General features: G+C 36.8%; 11 protein-coding genes. 10 read left to right on the top strand and 1 reads right to left on the bottom strand.

Annotation, left to right across the window (positions count from 1 at the left end; translation table 11 throughout):
- Positions 1-432 precede the first annotated feature (432 nt).
- From ACKU4N_RS14875 to ACKU4N_RS14830, 10 genes are all read left to right on the top strand, one after another.
- Positions 433-6,417 carry an endonuclease gene (locus ACKU4N_RS14875; RefSeq protein ID WP_321317617.1) on the top strand — a complete coding sequence of 1,995 codons (5,985 nt, stop codon included), beginning with the start codon at positions 433-435 and terminating at the stop codon, positions 6,415-6,417.
- A gap of 277 nt (positions 6,418-6,694) precedes the next feature.
- Complete coding sequence (locus ACKU4N_RS14870) at positions 6,695-7,207, top strand: hypothetical protein (protein ID WP_321317615.1); 513 nt, start codon at positions 6,695-6,697, stop codon at positions 7,205-7,207.
- Between the two features lie 334 nt (positions 7,208-7,541).
- On the top strand, positions 7,542-8,087 hold the full coding sequence (locus ACKU4N_RS14865; protein ID WP_321317614.1) for a cysteine hydrolase family protein: 546 nt from the start codon (positions 7,542-7,544) through the stop codon (positions 8,085-8,087).
- A gap of 139 nt (positions 8,088-8,226) precedes the next feature.
- Positions 8,227-9,036: a helix-turn-helix domain-containing protein gene (locus ACKU4N_RS14860; RefSeq protein WP_321317612.1), complete on the top strand. Its 810-nt coding sequence runs from the start codon at positions 8,227-8,229 to the stop codon at positions 9,034-9,036.
- Positions 9,037-9,108: 72 nt separating this feature from the next.
- Positions 9,109-9,807 carry an HAD family hydrolase gene (locus tag ACKU4N_RS14855; protein WP_321317610.1) on the top strand — a complete coding sequence of 233 codons (699 nt, stop codon included), beginning with the start codon at positions 9,109-9,111 and terminating at the stop codon, positions 9,805-9,807.
- A gap of 161 nt (positions 9,808-9,968) precedes the next feature.
- A complete protein-coding gene (locus tag ACKU4N_RS14850; RefSeq protein WP_321317609.1) occupies positions 9,969-10,850 on the top strand; it encodes a class I SAM-dependent methyltransferase in 882 nt (293 codons plus the stop codon).
- A gap of 164 nt (positions 10,851-11,014) precedes the next feature.
- Positions 11,015-11,434: a hypothetical protein gene (locus ACKU4N_RS14845; RefSeq protein ID WP_321317607.1), complete on the top strand. Its 420-nt coding sequence runs from the start codon at positions 11,015-11,017 to the stop codon at positions 11,432-11,434.
- A gap of 23 nt (positions 11,435-11,457) precedes the next feature.
- Positions 11,458-11,616, top strand: coding sequence for a hypothetical protein (locus ACKU4N_RS14840; RefSeq protein WP_321317605.1), 159 nt, complete (start codon positions 11,458-11,460; stop codon positions 11,614-11,616).
- Between the two features lie 400 nt (positions 11,617-12,016).
- Positions 12,017-14,923 carry a hypothetical protein gene (locus tag ACKU4N_RS14835; protein ID WP_321317604.1) on the top strand — a complete coding sequence of 969 codons (2,907 nt, stop codon included), beginning with the start codon at positions 12,017-12,019 and terminating at the stop codon, positions 14,921-14,923.
- A gap of 132 nt (positions 14,924-15,055) precedes the next feature.
- Positions 15,056-16,015: a mechanosensitive ion channel family protein gene (locus ACKU4N_RS14830; protein ID WP_321317601.1), complete on the top strand. Its 960-nt coding sequence runs from the start codon at positions 15,056-15,058 to the stop codon at positions 16,013-16,015.
- Between the two features lie 101 nt (positions 16,016-16,116).
- Here ACKU4N_RS14830 and ACKU4N_RS14825 read toward each other — a convergent pair whose 3' ends face one another.
- Complete coding sequence (locus tag ACKU4N_RS14825) at positions 16,117-17,004, bottom strand: mechanosensitive ion channel family protein (RefSeq protein ID WP_321317599.1); 888 nt, start codon at positions 17,002-17,004, stop codon at positions 16,117-16,119.
- Positions 17,005-17,057 lie beyond the last annotated feature (53 nt).

Genomic DNA, 17,057 nt, shown 5'->3' with positions numbered 1-17,057 from the left:
GAAGATTTGTATAGGGGTGCAGCAAGAACTTCTTTTTTGATTGGCATCAGGATAAGCCCGCCAAACAAAAATTAGTCTTCTATCTGTGGCGTAAACGCCGTTTCTATTATCTAAAGTCACAAATACATCAAAAATTATATTGTTCTTTTAATATAAGAGATGTAAAGCTCTTTTTGTGTGATGAGCATTAGGATCTTATGTATTGACTGATAGTTCGTATGTGAAAAATGAATGTTAATCAAAAGGATACATAAACTTAACATTGATATGTTCGGTTATTTGATATTTTGTATATTTTTGATGCTCAAAACAACCATTTTGTATACGCTTCTTGAAAAGTTTATTTCAAACTATTTTTTATTTACTACTAAGCCTATGTTTTCATTTTACACGTGTAAGAGGTGGTGTCTGGTGACATTACTTACTTTATTTATGATGTCTGCTCAAGTCAGTTTTGGGCAAGGATTGGAAAATTTTGATACTTATCCATATTCATCAACTGCTTACTCTAATACCATTCCTGATTGGATTGGGGTTAATGGGATTAAATGGAGTTTGGATGTAGGAGCAAAAGGTGCAGGCATTACCGGCATCACCCCTTTAATTGGATCAAATGGAAAGAACGGATTTCCGAAAGGTGGAATTTTAACTTCATCATCCATTGCCAAAGGAATAGGAAATTTAAGTTTTAAGTACAAAAAAGCTTTTTCAAGTAACTCTCAAATTTCTATTTACATTAATGATATCTTAATAGAAAGCATTAGCGCAGAAAGCAGTGATGTTGCAGTTTATACAAAAGAAATAAATGTAGACGGCGACTTTACCTTTAAGTTTAAAACAACCGAACGTACTTTAATAGATGATATAGAATGGACTGCCTATGGAAGTGCTCCAGTTCAGAGTTCAGCAAAGGCCATAACATCATTTTTAATTGATGGCAAAGCCGGAATCCTTAACGAAGGGGCACACACAATTGGTGTTACCTTACCGGAATCAACGAATGTAACAGCCCTTAGCCCGGTAATTAAAATCTCCGATAAGGCATCTGTTTTGCCGGCAAGTGGTGCATCTCAGGATTTTACAAATACAGTGACTTACACGGTAACTGCCGAAGATGGTTCAAACCAGACATACGAGGTGACAGTAAATCTGGAAATTCCTGTAGTTTCAAATTTATTGATTAATGAACTGGATTGCGATCAGGTTAGCACAGATACAAAGGAATTTGTTGAACTGTACGATGGAGGAGTTGGAAATACTTCTTTGGATGGATACATTTTGGTTTTATACAATGGAAGCAATGATTTGTCTTATGCAACTTACGATCTGGCCGGGCAAACTACAAATGCACAAGGTTTTTTTGTCATTGGAAGTACTGAGGTCGAAAATGTTAATTTGTCTCCGTCAGGTTTTTCCCTTCAGAACGGTGCCGATGCAGTTGCTTTGTATAAAGCACCGGCAGCAAATTTTCCAAACAATACAGTTGTAACAACAGAGAATGTAGTCGATTTTGTAGTTTATGATACCGACGATGCCGATGATGCTGGATTGTTGGCAGGTATAACAGCAGGCGAACAGATAAATGAGAATGCTTCGGGCGATATGGCGAATCATTCGATATACCGGGCAAGCGATGGAGAAGGCGGAGCGAGAAACACCACAGCTTTTGTTGCAGGGATTCCAACTCCCGGAAAATCAAATGGCGGTGCCGGTACCGCTGTAACAGTTAATTTGGCTTTATCTGCAGTATCAGCCAGCGAAGCCGACCAAACAGTAATTACGTTAACGGCTGCCGCAAGTAAGGCCGTAAGCGAAAGCCAGACTCTTGATGTAACAATTTCAGGAACTGGAATTACTACAGGAGATTATACGCTGTCAGCAGCACAATTCACATTTGCAGCAGGCGAAAGCACGGCAAGTGCAAGTCTTACCATTGTTGATGATGCCGATGTTGAGGGCACCGAGAGCATGACAGTTTCCATTTCGAATCCTTCTGCAGGAATTCAGTTGGGAACAAATGTTAGTGCTTCAATTAGTATTGCTGATAATGATGGAAACACCGGAAGCATTTTGGCTAACTACGTTTATTTGGCTCCGGAAACCAATGGAGATGGAAGTATTGTAGTGAACCTAACACCAAAAGAATATGTACAGACAGTAAGTCCAAGTCATCATATGGGAAGTGTGAAAATTCCGGCCGATTATTACAGCAGTGCTGTTGGATTTAACGGAACTGCATTGCGTGAGCATATTCATACCATAATTGAGACCGGAGCAGAAGCTCAATCGTACAGCACCGTTTGGAACATGTGTGAAGATGGAGATCAGAATCCGAAAGATGCTTCGCAAGTTTGGCAGATGTATGTTGAACAGGGAATTGCAAAAACAGCACATGTATCGGGTATTACAGGATGGAACAGAGAACACACCTGGGCTAAGTCGCATGGCGATTTTGGAACTTCAGATGGGCCAGGTACCGATGGTCACCATTTAAGAGCTACCGATGCTCAGGAGAACAGTGTGCGTGGCAGTCGTGATTTTGCCGATGAGGCTCCGGGATATACTCCTCCTAAATCGGCAAGAGGTGATGTTGCCCGTATGATTTTCTACATGGCAACCCGTTGGGATATGACCGTTGATGATCAGTGCAAGGAAACTGAATCGGCAGCCCGTCACGGAAAGCTGTCCGATTTATTGAAATGGCACGAGGAAGATCCTGTTGATCCGTATGAAGTAAGAAGAAACAATGTGATTTATGGGTATCAGCACAATAGAAATCCGTTTGTTGATCATCCTGAATTGGTGCAGTACATTTTTGGTGAAGCTAAGGTGCAAACTTGGAATGGTGGAATTGGTACAGAGCCAGCTAAAATTAAAATTACAGGAACATTGGCCGATTTCGGTATGGTTAAATTTGGTGAAGAGTCGGTCGTTCAGACCTTCACAGTTTCGGCAAATTCATTAAGCGAAAATGCAAGCATAACATCACCACAGCACTTTTTGATATCCAAAGACGGCAACAACTTTTCTTCTTCTTTGGCTTTGACCGTGGCAGATGGAATTATTGCAGAGACCACTATATCTGTGAAATTTGTTCCTGAATCGGCTGTTTCAGCAAAAGTGTCAGGAGATCTTCAAATTACAAGCGGCACAAATTCTAAATCGATAGCTGTATCGGCTGTAGAGGGAGATCCTGCATTGGTTCCTCTTGCATTTTTACAAGAGGATTTTGAAACGGATACGCACAGCAATTGGATCTTAAAATCGGAAATTGGAGACAGAAATTGGGCAATAACAGAATTTTCAAGTAATAAATACATGCAAATGTCGGCCTACAAAGCTACCGGTGAAGTGACTTCGTGGTTAATTTCTCCTGAATTGGATTTGGATGCTTACAACAATGAGAAACTGAATTTTAAAACCAAGAATGGTTATTTTAAAGGACTTGCATTAGAGGTGTTTATTTCTACCGATTATGATGGTGGCGATGTAAGTGCAGCCACATGGCAGAAATTGGCGGCAACAATTGATGAAAGAAATAATGCGGCTTACGGAGCCGACTTTGTTGAATCGGGCGATATCGATTTGTCTGCATACGAAGGAACTGCCCATATCGCTTTTAAATATACCGGCAACGGCAGTTCTGTTACTACAACCTATCAGGTAGACGATGTGGTGGTTGAAGGGAATAAAATTCCATTAACTGGAAGTTTTGGAAGCAATCTTATTGCTGATCTGGAATTTCCGTTTACTGAAGTTGGAGCTGTTAGTGAGCCGATGTTGTATGAATTAAATTTTGATAAAATAGAGGGAGATATCAGCATTCAGGTCAGCGATAATTATGAAATTTCTTTAGATGGGATTACTTATGAATCAAAGGTGAGTGTTGATAAATCAGAAGTTTCACCAGTACTTATTACGGTTCGCTTTGCACCCAAAACAGCTGTGATTAACGGCTCTTCAGGAACGATTACTCACAAAGCAAAAGCTGCCGAATCGCTTGAGGTTCCTGTAAGCTCTTTGGCATCAACCGAAATTGCTGACGCTTCAACTTTGGGTAGAGATAAAACCCTTGATATTGTATCGTGGAATGTAGAGTGGTTTGGCTCTCCTGCAATGTCGAAACATGCATCTTCGTTCGATGAGCAGTTGACTGCTGTTTCAGAGAAAATTATTGAATTGGATGCCGATATTTATGCCATTCAGGAATTGGTCTCCGATAATGTAAATGGTGATTTTCTGCAGGCTTTGGTCGATAAGTTGAATGTTTTGGCGGGAGAAGATTTGTATGCGGCCAGTATGGGTGCAAGATATTCTCACGACGATTCAGCTCCAAGTACAGACTATCCGGCTCAGCGCATTTGTTACATCTACAACCAAACAACTGTAAGTAATTTAGGCGATTTCTCGATGTTTTCTGATTTATACCCCGATACATCTACCGCTTCCATTGATGGGTACACAGGCGATGCTTCCAGTTTTTGGGCTTCGGGACGTTTGCCATATCTATTCGAAGCAGAGGTTTTCATCGACGGACAGAAAGAGAATATCAAGTTGGTGAACATTCACGCCAAGTGTTGTCAGGATAGTCACTCCCGAAAATTGGCTGATGCTAAATTTTTAATGAATGAGTTGAATGCGAACTATTCCAACGACAATTTGGTGATTCTGGGTGATTACAACGATTATTTAGAAGGAAGTATGACCAGCGGGGCTGCATCTCCTTATGCATCATGGTTCGAAACCAAAGATTATTTCGATCATGTAATAACTTCAAGTACCAATATCGACCACATTACGATTTCGAATGAATTGTACGATGAATATCAGGTTTTGACCAACAATACAAGTGAGGAGAATGTTAGCATTTCCGACCATCATCCTATATTGCTGCGATTAAAATTACGTTCAGACAAAATCAGTAAAAAATCGCAAAATATTACATTCGCTGATTTGGCTGACAAAACTTACGGTGATGCTGCTTTCGAATTAGTAGCAAGTGCATCATCAGGACTGGAAGTCAATTTCGAATTGGTTTCAGGCCCGGCAACCTTATCCGGAAAAGAACTGACACTTACGGGAGCTGGAACAGTTGTTGTAAAAGTAGTGCAGGCAGGTGATGAGAACTACGAAGCGGCAGAAGCAGTAAGCAGAACGTTTATCGTAAATAAGGCTTCTCAGGATATCGCTTTCGCGGAATTGACAGACAAAACCTACGGTGATGCTGCTTTTGAATTGCAGGCAAGTGCATCATCAGGATTGGAAGTAAGCTTCGAACTGGTATCAGGGCCGGCAACCTTATCCGGAAAAGAACTGACACTTACCGGAGCCGGAACAGTTGTTGTAAAAGCGGTGCAGGCAGGTAATGAGAACTACGAGGCAGCAGAATCGGTAAGCAGAACGTTTACCGTAAATAAGGCTTCTCAGGATATCGCTTTCGCGGAATTGACAGACAAAACCTACGGTGATCCAGCTTTCGAATTGGTAGCAAGTGCATCATCGGGATTGGAAGTCAGTTTTGAACTGATTTCAGGTCCGGCAACCTTATCTGGAAAAGAACTGACACTTATGGGAGCTGGAACAGTTGTTGTAAAAGCAGTGCAGGCAGGTAATGAGAACTACGAAGTGGCAGAATCGGTAAGCAGAACGTTTACAGTTGCTGGAAGTAAAGAAAATCAAACCATTACTTTTGTTGCTCTTGCAGATAAAACCTTTGGTGATCCTGCTTTCGAATTGGTAGCAAGTGCTTCATCGGGATTGGAAGTCAATTTCGAACTGGTATCAGGCCCGGCAACCCTATCCGGAAAAGAACTGATACTTACCGGAGCCGGAGCAGTTGTTGTAAAAGCGGTGCAGGCAGGTAATGAGAACTACGAAGCTGCAGAATCAGTAAGCAGAACGTTTACTGTTGAAAAAGCAAGTCAGACGATAACCTTCGAGCCTATTGAAGGCCTTGTAGTTGTTGGAGAGCCAATTCAATTGAGTGCCGTTTCTTCGGAAGGATTAACGGTTGCTTTCGAGCTGTTGCAAGGTAATGGTGAACTTAATGGATCTATACTTACACCAACTTTACCAGGCGAATTTAAAGTTCGGGCTCATCAGGATGGAAACGCTAATATTGAGTCCGCCGAAGAATTTCAGTTTTTTACTGTAAGTCAACCAACAGGATTGAAAGAGATTTTTGAGAAAATCGTTAAGATTTATCCGAATCCATCACGCGATTTTGTGAGTATCGATTTACCCGATGCCGATGTGATTAAAATCTTAATCTTGAATAGTCGTGGGCAGGTAGTGAAAACCATACAGCCTCATGAAAAATACAGAATTAATATTCAGGATCTGGTTACCGGAACTTATTTTATATCCATTCAAACGGATCAATTTATAGTAACGAAACGACTCATGGTTGTTCGCTGATAATCTAAGGAGGGTGGCTGATGCCACCCTTTTTTATTCCCACAGACCAGGCTGATAGCTTGGTCTGTTTTTTATTTCTTCTTGTCTTTTATTTCTTCTTGTCTTTTATTTCTTTATTGTTTCGTTTGCTAAACGATGTTGTTTTTGTAGATTCGTATACTGAATATCATAAGTGTTCATTACTGCACCATATGGATCGATAAACGAAATAAAGCCCATAGTTTTATCTTGAAGTTTGCGAAAATACGATGAAAGTCACTAATAGAATAAATAGGTAATGAAAAAGGTCGTTCTGATTTTAATTGGATTTGTTTTTTTAATCTCATCCTTGTTTGTTGGGAATCCTTTTGATTTTTCAAACTCAACAATTGATAGAATTGCTGTTTTTCTGGTGATGACTTTAATTCTAATAATTTTCTTTGGACTTTACAGACAGATACGAGAAATAGACAATAAAGCTCTTAAGAAGGTGAATCTTGGAATTATGGGATTAATAGCAATTCCTTATTTTTTAATTGGACTCTGGTCATTAATGCTGACAACTTCAAGTTCTTATCCAATTTGGCAAGACGTTTCAATTTACACAAATGTAGAAGGCGAAAAAGTGATTAGTCAATGGAGAGAAACTAGCGGTTCAATTTATGACTATAGAGATAGAAGAGTAATTTATGAGTTTGGACAACTTAGAATTTCAATTAACTGTAATATTAACGCTTTGAGTGGAAAATGGCAAGAATATTTAATTAACAAGGATTCAATTAGCTTAGTGAATTTTGACAATGAACGATAAAGTACTTTCGCTAAAACGCGCTCATATAACGTAGGCAGGTATCTGGTTTGCGAGGGGTTTGTACTTTTGATGAGCAACGGCAATACAGCTATTTTAGAATAGTTATAGTTAAATGTAATCCTAAAATAGCTACCTTTCCTTTTTATAAAATTTAAACCATCAATCACCTAAGGCGCATACGTTACATAGCGCCATCCGTTAACCATTATTAGAAAAACGAAACGAACGAATGAACAATATGCCTGAAAAATAAAATTCTCAACGATACTTAACATTTATGTTGCGTGGCATACAATACTCAGACACATAGTATTTAAAAGTAAAATGGATAAAAATGAAAAATGCACTGATTATAATAGATATTCAGAATGATTATTTTGAAAATGGAACAATGACTCTTGTTCATTCGGATAAAGCCTGCCGGAAAGCAAAACTTCTTTTAGACAAATTTAGAGCAGAGGCATTACCCGTAATTTTTATTCAGCACATTGCAACACGACCTGATGCATCATTCTTTTTACCAAATACAAAAGGAGCAGAAATTCATCAGACAATCAGTCCTTTAAAACGTGAGAAGATAGTAGTTAAACATTATCCAAATAGTTTTAGAGAAACAGACCTGATGCAATATCTTGAAGAAACACAAATAACGGATTTGGTAATATGCGGTATGATGACCCATATGTGCGTTGATGCAACAACAAGAGCCGCAAAAGATTTTGGATTTAATATTTCTGTTATTGGTGATGCTTGTGCAACAAAAGATTTAGAATACAATGGAAAAGTTGTTGAAGCTAATGATGTTCAGAATAGTTTTTTATCAGCATTAAATTATTTTTATTCAACAGTTCAAACCACAGAAGAGTATTTAAATCAATAATTGGGTGACTATGTTTGTTGTAGTATAGACATACAACTGAGTTTACTCCATCTGCAACGGGTGATGAATTGAAATTTTTTTTGGAAAATTAGAAAAGCACGAGCACACAACAGCTTGTTTGCAATTAAAAAAAAACGAATTGCTTACTATAAAAACATACAAAGCTGAACTATTTCCAGATTTGATTGAAAGAATTTGGGTTGCAGAGAATAAGGAAACAGAAGTGGAATTAATGATTCCACCAAACCAGTACGTTAACTTAATTTTTACACTGAACAATTCTACATACAAACGAGATGAAATATCAATTGAAGTCTCGCAAATAGAAGGTATTTCTACTAAAAACACAGTATTAGTTTATCCCGCCGGGACTAAAATAATTGGAGTAAGATTTTTTGCCTTTGGTTTATATCCTTTTATTCAGATTCAAGGAAAAAGGCTAATTGATCGTTCAATTTATTACCCTCTTGAAACAAAAGGAATAAAGGACATTCTTAATTGTTCTATTAGTGATTCGGATACTGTATTAATTGACAAGGTTTGCGAACTGTTACGTGATTTATATTGCGAAAAATCATGTGATGCAGTTTTTCAAATAATGGATTTTTACAAACAATTCAGGTGGAATGATGAGGCATGTTTTATTGAAGATTATTGCAAAAGAACAGGAACAAATTACACAACACTCAACAGAAGTTTTACCCAAATTGTTGGAATCACTCCTAAGAAATTTGAGCGGCTGATTAAATTTCGCAAATCGCTTTGCAGTTTGATTGACAGTAAGGATAATTTGACCTCAATAGGAGCAAATTCAGGATATTTCGATCAGGCACACTTCATTCGTGAATTTAAAATGTTCGTAAACCAAACACCGTCAGATTATCAAGCATTAATAAAATTGGCTGATAGGGAAAGCAAAATCATCAATTATAACTTTAAATTATTTTAACCTGTTTAAAATATACAATTTCTTAAATTTAGCAGCCCTTACCTTTGCGCTGTAATTATAATTTAGAACGGTATGAAACTCCATGACGAAATGATTGTTCCAGCATGGAAAGTTCTTCCGAAACAAGTTCGGGACAGGCTATATGACAACTTAAAAACAAATTATAAACACATGGAAATAAAAAATATAATATTTGATTTTGGAGGTGTATTGATTGATTGGAATCCGAGATACCTTTATCGCAATGTATTTCAGGATGAAGTAGAAATGGAATACTTTTTAAAGGAAGTTTGCAGTACCGAATGGAATATCCAACAAGATGCAGGTCGCTCGTTAGATGAAGCAACTGAAGAATTAGTAAAAAAATTCCCTCAATACGAAAAAGAGATTAGGAATTATTATTCTGATTGGGAAAAAATGATTGGAGGAGCAATCGAAGAAAATGCAGCTCTAATAAAGGATTTGAAAGATAAATACCGCTTATTTGGGCTCACGAATTGGTCGGCTGAAACATTTCCAATAGCATTTGATCAATATCCTTTTTTTAAGGAATTAGAAGGTATAGTAGTTTCAGGAACTGAGAAACTTATAAAACCTGATGCACGGATATATCAATTGTTACTTACCCGATATGGATTAACCGCGAATGAATCATTATTTATTGATGATAATCAGGAGAATGTTGATGCAGCAAACAGACTTGGTTTTAAATCAATTCCTCTGTTAAAGGGAGTAAATTTGAAAGATGAACTTGAACGTTTAGGATTGTAAAAACTACACACAATATTTTGTATAAGCAATGGCAGAAAAAATGCTGATTTCAAGCTTCGAAGCCCGCTCAAACTGCACCTCGGTTTGGTAGGGAAGTGCCATGCAATCTGCTGTTATACTTATACAAAATGTTATGCCACATACAACAAGCCCCGTATTAAATGGATAAATTTATTGAAAGTATCGATAAACAGATAGAGTTTAATCAAGGGAAAAATATCTTCCTTGATAAGCCTGAAATGTTTCGCTTTATTAACGAAACAATTAATGCAATTTCGAACATAAATGAATTAAACAGAGATTCCGAAAAGTTTTTAGTCGATTATGCCGCTGATAAAGCCATTGAAGAGTTTTGTAGGGTAAACCAATACTATTCATTTGATACAAAATCAAAAAATGAGCTGAGAAATATTTATACCTGTTTATTTGCAGATATCCGGACCGGAATGATTTCTACAGAAAGTATTTCAAAAAATCATTACAAAAGGCTAAAAGACTGGATTAAAAACAGCAATTCATTTGCCGAAAAAATTTATTTGAATGCCGGTTCAAAAGTTGAACCTGTTGTCTGTTCAGAATACAGTCCTGATTTGCAAATTGAGATTCTGCAAATTGAAAGGACACAATTAAAAGAGCCGGTTTTGGATATAGGTTGTGGAAAACAAGGGAATTTAGTCAATTACTTGTGTGAGAATGGCATCGACACATATGGTATCGACCGGTTTTCTTTCACAAGTAATAATTTTTTCAATTTTGATTGGCTGGAATATGATTATGGAATAGAAAAGTGGGGAGCAATAATCAGTAATCTTGGATTTTCCAATCATTTTAAGCACCATAATTTAAGAGAAGATGGAAACTATATTGAGTATGCAAAAAAATATTTGGAAATATTAAAATCGCTTAAAATAAGTGGTGCCTTTTATTATGCGCCCGATCTGCCATTTATTGAGCAATATCTTGATTCCAGACAATTTAGGATTGATAAAAAAGAAATTGGTGAATATGATTTTAAAACAACAAAAATAATACGATTAAAATAGAGCACGACAGCATACCATCAACCGCAGACGGAATTGAAAACACGGGAATTGAATAATGATTTACAGTTTGTCATGAAAAAATAAAATAGGACATCAAACTTAATTATGTATTGTTGCTTTTTTTTATATTTGCAGACTTTATTTTTTACATAAAACATTCAATAATGAAGACTTTAAAATATTTGGTATTGCTTTTTGTTACAATTGCCATTTGCTCGTGTGATAAAGATGAGAATGAAATTTCAAAAGCTGATTTCAGTGTGCTTGGAATCACAACCATAAGTGTAAATGACATTACATACAGCATTGATGACAATCTGCTGTTAAAATTAGAAGATTCCAGGAATATTGCTGTTACAGGAAGCCAAATCACAGAATCCACCAAACACTGTGTAATAGAATATTCAGTACTGTCAACTACAAAAGAAACGCCTTTTGTTTCAGCAAAAAGTTCATGTTCGGGGGTATCTGTTGATGTTGATTCAAATACCTCCTCTGATGGAGTAACACGTATTATTTTAACTGTTAGCAGAAGTGGGTATAAGGAACAGGCAATCTATAAATTTAATTTTGTAAAAATTTAAATGGATTTTTGTAATTGCAAAAGATGAACAAAACCGAAAAAGTGTGTTCAAAAAATGATCAGAATAAAAGAGAACGGTCAGGCTTTTCAGCCTGGCTTTTTTTGTCCAGACAAAAAGATGGCTCATTTGCGTGGCAAAAAGGTCGTCCAAACAAAAAGTTGTCGTATTTCTCAGGGAAATAAGCCATCCAGACAAAAAAATGGCTTATATGCGCGGCAAAAAGGTTGTCCAGGCAAAAAGTTGTCGTATTTCTCAGGGAAATAAGCCGTCCAGACAAAAAAATGGCTTATATGCGTGGCAAAAAGGTCGTCCAAACAAAAAGTTGTCGTATTTCTCAGGGAAATAAGCCGTCCAGACAAAAAAATGGCTTATATGCGCGGCAAAAAGGTCATCCAGGCAAAAGGTTGACGTTTTTCTCAGGGTAATAAGTCCACCAAACAAAAAGATGGGAAAAAGAAGTTCTTTTCGCCCGGGGCAGGTTTGTGCTTAAAATTCTTGGGTAAATTTCTTGAATCATACAGGTGTTGGCATATCGGGTATTTTTCGTAATTTGAATTATTGTAATTACCTACCACATAAGCTATGTATACTAACTATTCATCAAAATTACTAAGTTCTCTTCAACCGATGGAGAGCATGATATCTACTTTACAGGAAACGCTTGTTTCAATTGAGCAAAACAAGGCTGTTTCTGATAATTATTCCGATTACCGAAAATACAGCGAAGAATTTAAGAAATACGTTCACTCTTATTTTTATGATTTAAATAAACTTGATGTTTCGGAGTTTTTCGATCAGTTTGCAGAGATTAAAGAATACATTTCCGGTTTTGAAGAGCTGGTTGAAGAATTTCAGGATAAGGACCGGTTTTATGCTTTGCCTGCGGATGGAATCTTTTTGAAAACAAGAAAACTGGGAAAGTTGTCTCTTCTTAAGGTCAGTTGGGGATTACTTAGTGTAAGAAATCAATTCCGATCCTTATTTAAAAAGGAGCCAATTCCTAAAAATTACTGGAAACACAAAATTCACCGGAGGCAATTGGCCGAACTGATTTATTTTGTGCGGTTTTTAGATGATGTGAATCCGATTGTTGAGAATATACTTTCATTCCGACAGGATATTTTTCAGAGTATTAAGGCAATTGATCAACAAATAGAAAATAATTTACTCGTAAATAGTAAATGGATTGAAAATGATTTTGCTCTTCAGTTAACAGAACTGACACAACAGATTGATGCCAAAAAGACTGAAATTGAATTGAAATTTAAAGAACTGAAAAAGGCTCTGGATTTGTTGTATGCCGAATTGCATTCGAAAACAGGAACTATTGAGTTTTCGCCCGGCAAAATTCAATCGGGGAAGCTGGCGAAAAAAGCAGATGGCAGCATAAAGAAGCAGGAGAAATTATTTGCGGATTGTAACAGTCGAGTATTTGCTTTGTTTGAACATTGGCGGCTTGTTTACGAAATTCGTTTTTCAAATTTATTCATCACAAATATTTTCAATCAGCGCGAAGCTCAATTAAAAAGTACTTTAGAAGAGGTTTTGCTTGGCGACGATTCTTTTTTTGTGAGTATTTTGGAAGGTGCATTAAAAAAGATTCAGAGCAAAAGCGATTTGAAGGATGTTGAAGATAATTTACTGGCGAAACAATTGCTGGCCGGGAGAATTCCAACTTATATTGAGAAATTGATGGAAACGGATTTTGCTCCGTATTTTGATCTTTTGAAATTGGAATGTTCCAAAGAATTTGAGAAAATACCGTCAAGCTATTTACTGCCAAATAAAAAGGGTTGGCATAAAGATTCAGGCTCAATAAAATTGAGGGAAACCAATGTGGATGATATTGTAATTGGATGTATTGATGAAGCGATCGCCAGTCCTCTAACAATTCAAAAAAACAGCTTAGTCAACGGCATTCATCAGTCTTTATCAAACACAAGCGAATTGGCGGGTATTGTTGAATATGCCTTGGAATATTACAATGCCAAAGATCTGGAGAACACAAGTAATCAGCTTGCAGAGTTTGCTGCAGGCATCGAACGCGCTGTGCAGAGAGCAAGAGAAAATAAGCAGTACAATATCGAACTGTCAAGGGATGTATTGGATGAAATTCGCAGGATTAATTCCAATTTCAAATCCGAACTAACGACTGCAACCACTCTGGATAATCTGGATCAGAAACAGACGGAGATGATTCGGAAAAAAAGAATCAGGGATGCTAAAAATGTTCTGACGAATAGCCTGTTCTTTTTAAAAGAAAATTTGGGCAAATCTCAGGAACAAATTCTGGCTTTAAGTAAGCAAGTCAGATCAAAATACACGGCATACCGCGAAGTTTTGGGTTTGTCTGAAAAAAAGGAAACCATTGGCAGTGAGTTATCCAATTACTTATCCGAGACGGAAATTTCCATTGCCCGATTGCCTTTGATGTATCAGCGTTTATTTAAAATTGCACCCATAGCAAATGCTAAATTTCGAATTGAGAGGCCCAAGGTTATTTATCAGCTGGAAATTGCTTATAGTAACTGGACAAATGGGAAGTTTGCTCCCACTTGTTTGGTAGGAGAGGCGGGCAGTGGAATAACTTCAATGGTAAGTGTTTTTAAGGAGAAATTTGGACATCAGTACGCATTTTACAGGTTCGAACTGAACCGTAAAATTAGCAGTGAAGAAGATTTCATTCAGTTTTTACAGACTGTTTTCACGGATTTGGAATTTAACTCGATTGACGGATTAATTGAGGAAATTCAGAATTTGAAAGGACGAAGAATAGTTGTAATAGAGAATGTGCATCAATTATTTCTGCGTAAACTTCATGGCTTTAAAAATCTATCGGATTTTTTTAGGTTGATATCACAAACCAATGCTCAGATTTTTTGGTTAAGCACTTGTTTGCTTTATACATACAAGTATCTTGATTACACCTTAAAAATGAGTGATTATTTTGGATATGTTGTCAGTCTGGATAGTTTGAATAAGGAGCAATTAACCGAGATTATTATTAAACGGCATAGGTTTAGCGGGTTTAAGCTTACGTTTTTACCACCGGAAGAATTTCACCCCAAGCGTTCTTTTAAGAGACTGTCGGAAGCCGATAAACAGACCTATTTGGAGCTTGATTACTTTAATCGCCTGTACAAGTTTGCACAGAATAATCTTTCCTTGGCACTTATTTTTTGGATGAGGTCGATTGTAAGTGTAGAGGATAATAATTTTCATTTGCAGTACAAGCATCTGGAGTATTCTTTTTTTAACACACTAAGCACATCTCAAATTGCCACTTTGCATGCATTGGTTCTTCATGGAGGACTTTTGCTCGAGGAACATGCAGCTATTTTTGCCTGGCAAAAGGAGGAGAGTTTCGCTCATTTAATGGTCTTTACCGACGATGGAATTTTAATTAAAAGAAATGAGGTGTATCATATAAATCCATTAGTTTACAGACAGATCGCAGATCATCTGGCTGTTTTGAACTACATACACTAAAAGCATTTAGGAATAGAAAATAATTGCAGGATAAAATGAAACCATTCCTGATTAAATAATTATTAACACACACATGATTACTATTTAATCAGGCTAAGTTCCATCTGATAACTGTATGAAAATCGTAAACAGATGAAAAAAATAATAAGCATATTTCTTCTTATCGGAAGCTTTTTTATAGGCACTCAAACTTTACTGCCGCAAAAACAGATTGCTGATTCTATCGTAAATACTGAGCTTGTAAAGGGTGATTCAGTTGTTTCATCAACCGATAATGTTATTAAATCAATTGGTAATAAATTCGATGCTCCGGATGTTTCAAATATCATTTCTTTTTCGAAGATATTTTGGGCCTTGGTTTTTATTGTTATCGGATATTTAATTGTCCGTTTTTTGACCCGAACCATCGAGATTTGGTCTGAAAAAAGCCCCGATAGAAGAGTGAAAGGCAAGGCAATTGTTCCGGTAGTGAAAATTATTTGCTGGATGGTCATTTCTTATATTATCGTGAAGGGAATATTTAATCCTCCATTGGGATCCTTGATTGCTTTTGGTGCTTCGGTGGGCGTTGCCGTAGGTTTTGCCGCCCAGGATATTTTAAAGAATATATTTGGAGGTTTTGTGATCATTATCGACCGTCCGTTTAAAATTGGTGATAAAATTGAAGTAGGAAGTACCTACGGAGAGGTTCTCGACATGTCCTTGCGATCCACCCGGGTTCAAACTGCTGATGATTCAATTGTTACTTTGCCCAACGGCGAACTGATGAATCAGTCCATCTCCAATTCGAATTCGGGCGAAACCAACTGTCAGGTAGTTGCCGAAATTTATTTGCCAATTACTATCGATACACATCAGGTACGAAAAATAGCTATGGAAGTAGCCCAGGTTTCAAAATATGTGTATCTGGCCAAGCCAATCGCTGTTATTTTTGTGAATGATATTAAACACGATAAGCTTTGCTACAAAATGCGGCTAAAAGCTTATGTGATGGACATCCGGTTTGAGTTTGCCTTCAAAAGTGAATTAACTGAAAATGTAATCAAGGAATTTCTGAATTGTGAGATTCTTAGCTCGGAGAATTCTATATAATAGCGGGTTGTAATGAGCAGGTGACAAGGAATCAAGTAGTGATAAAAACGGCATTGCATGTTGACTCACTATGCTTGATTCTTCCTGCTAAAAAAACAATTTTAAATCTGAGTAATTTTTAAGGGTTCTTCTTGTCGAAGATAGACTGTTTGATGCGGGAATGGAATTTCAATTCCTTCTTGATCAAATTGTTCTTTAATTGATTTTAATAAATCGCATTTCATTACAAAAGCTTTCGCCGAATCTTCAGCCCAAACATATGCTCTTAACGTAATACTCGAATCGCCCAGGTTAATAACCCTTACAACTACCTGATCTTTATTCTCATTCTTTTCTTCCTCTGTTCTGTTGTCATAAAAATTGGGGTGGTTCAAAGCTTTATTCTGTATAATTTCAATCGCTTTGTCGATGCTGGAAGAGTAACTGATTCCTATTTCCAGAAAGGAGCAGATTTTTGCATCGGTAATTGATGAATTTAAAATTGTTTCGGAACTAATAACCGAGTTGGGGATAATTACTCTTCTGTTTTCAGGATTATTAATTACGGTATGGCGCAAAGTAATATCTTCAACTGTGCCGTGGTGTAATTCCCCGATTTTAATGAAATCGCCAACGCGAAAAGGTTTAAAAATAACAATGAATATGCCACTGATAATATTTGAAAAAGCTTGTTGGGATGCAAATCCAAGAATCGCGGCCAAAATACCGGCGCTGGCCATTAAACTTACACCAACACTTTTCAATTCAGGAATCGAATAAAAAACAATGATAACAACAATTGTAAAAATGAGGAAACTAACCGCATTTTTTAGAAAACTGTAATTGGTTGGATCAACATTTAAGAGATCTGAAGCTTTTTTCAGCATGCGGCTCATGAAAAATTGAATGAGTTTGGACAGCAAAAAACCGGATGTAATTGTAACAAGAATAAAAAGTAATTTATATCCAATTCCAAGGTTTTTTAATAAAGCTTCAAATGTTTCTATCATTGTTGTAATATATTTGTTAACCAGTAAATGATTTGTTTAATTTAAAGATACAA

The sequence above is a fragment of the Labilibaculum sp. genome (genome assembly GCF_963664555.1).
Lineage (GTDB): Bacteria > Bacteroidota > Bacteroidia > Bacteroidales > Marinifilaceae > Labilibaculum.
Note: the sequence above shows the minus strand (reverse complement) of the source record. Positions and strands in the feature narration are given on the sequence as shown.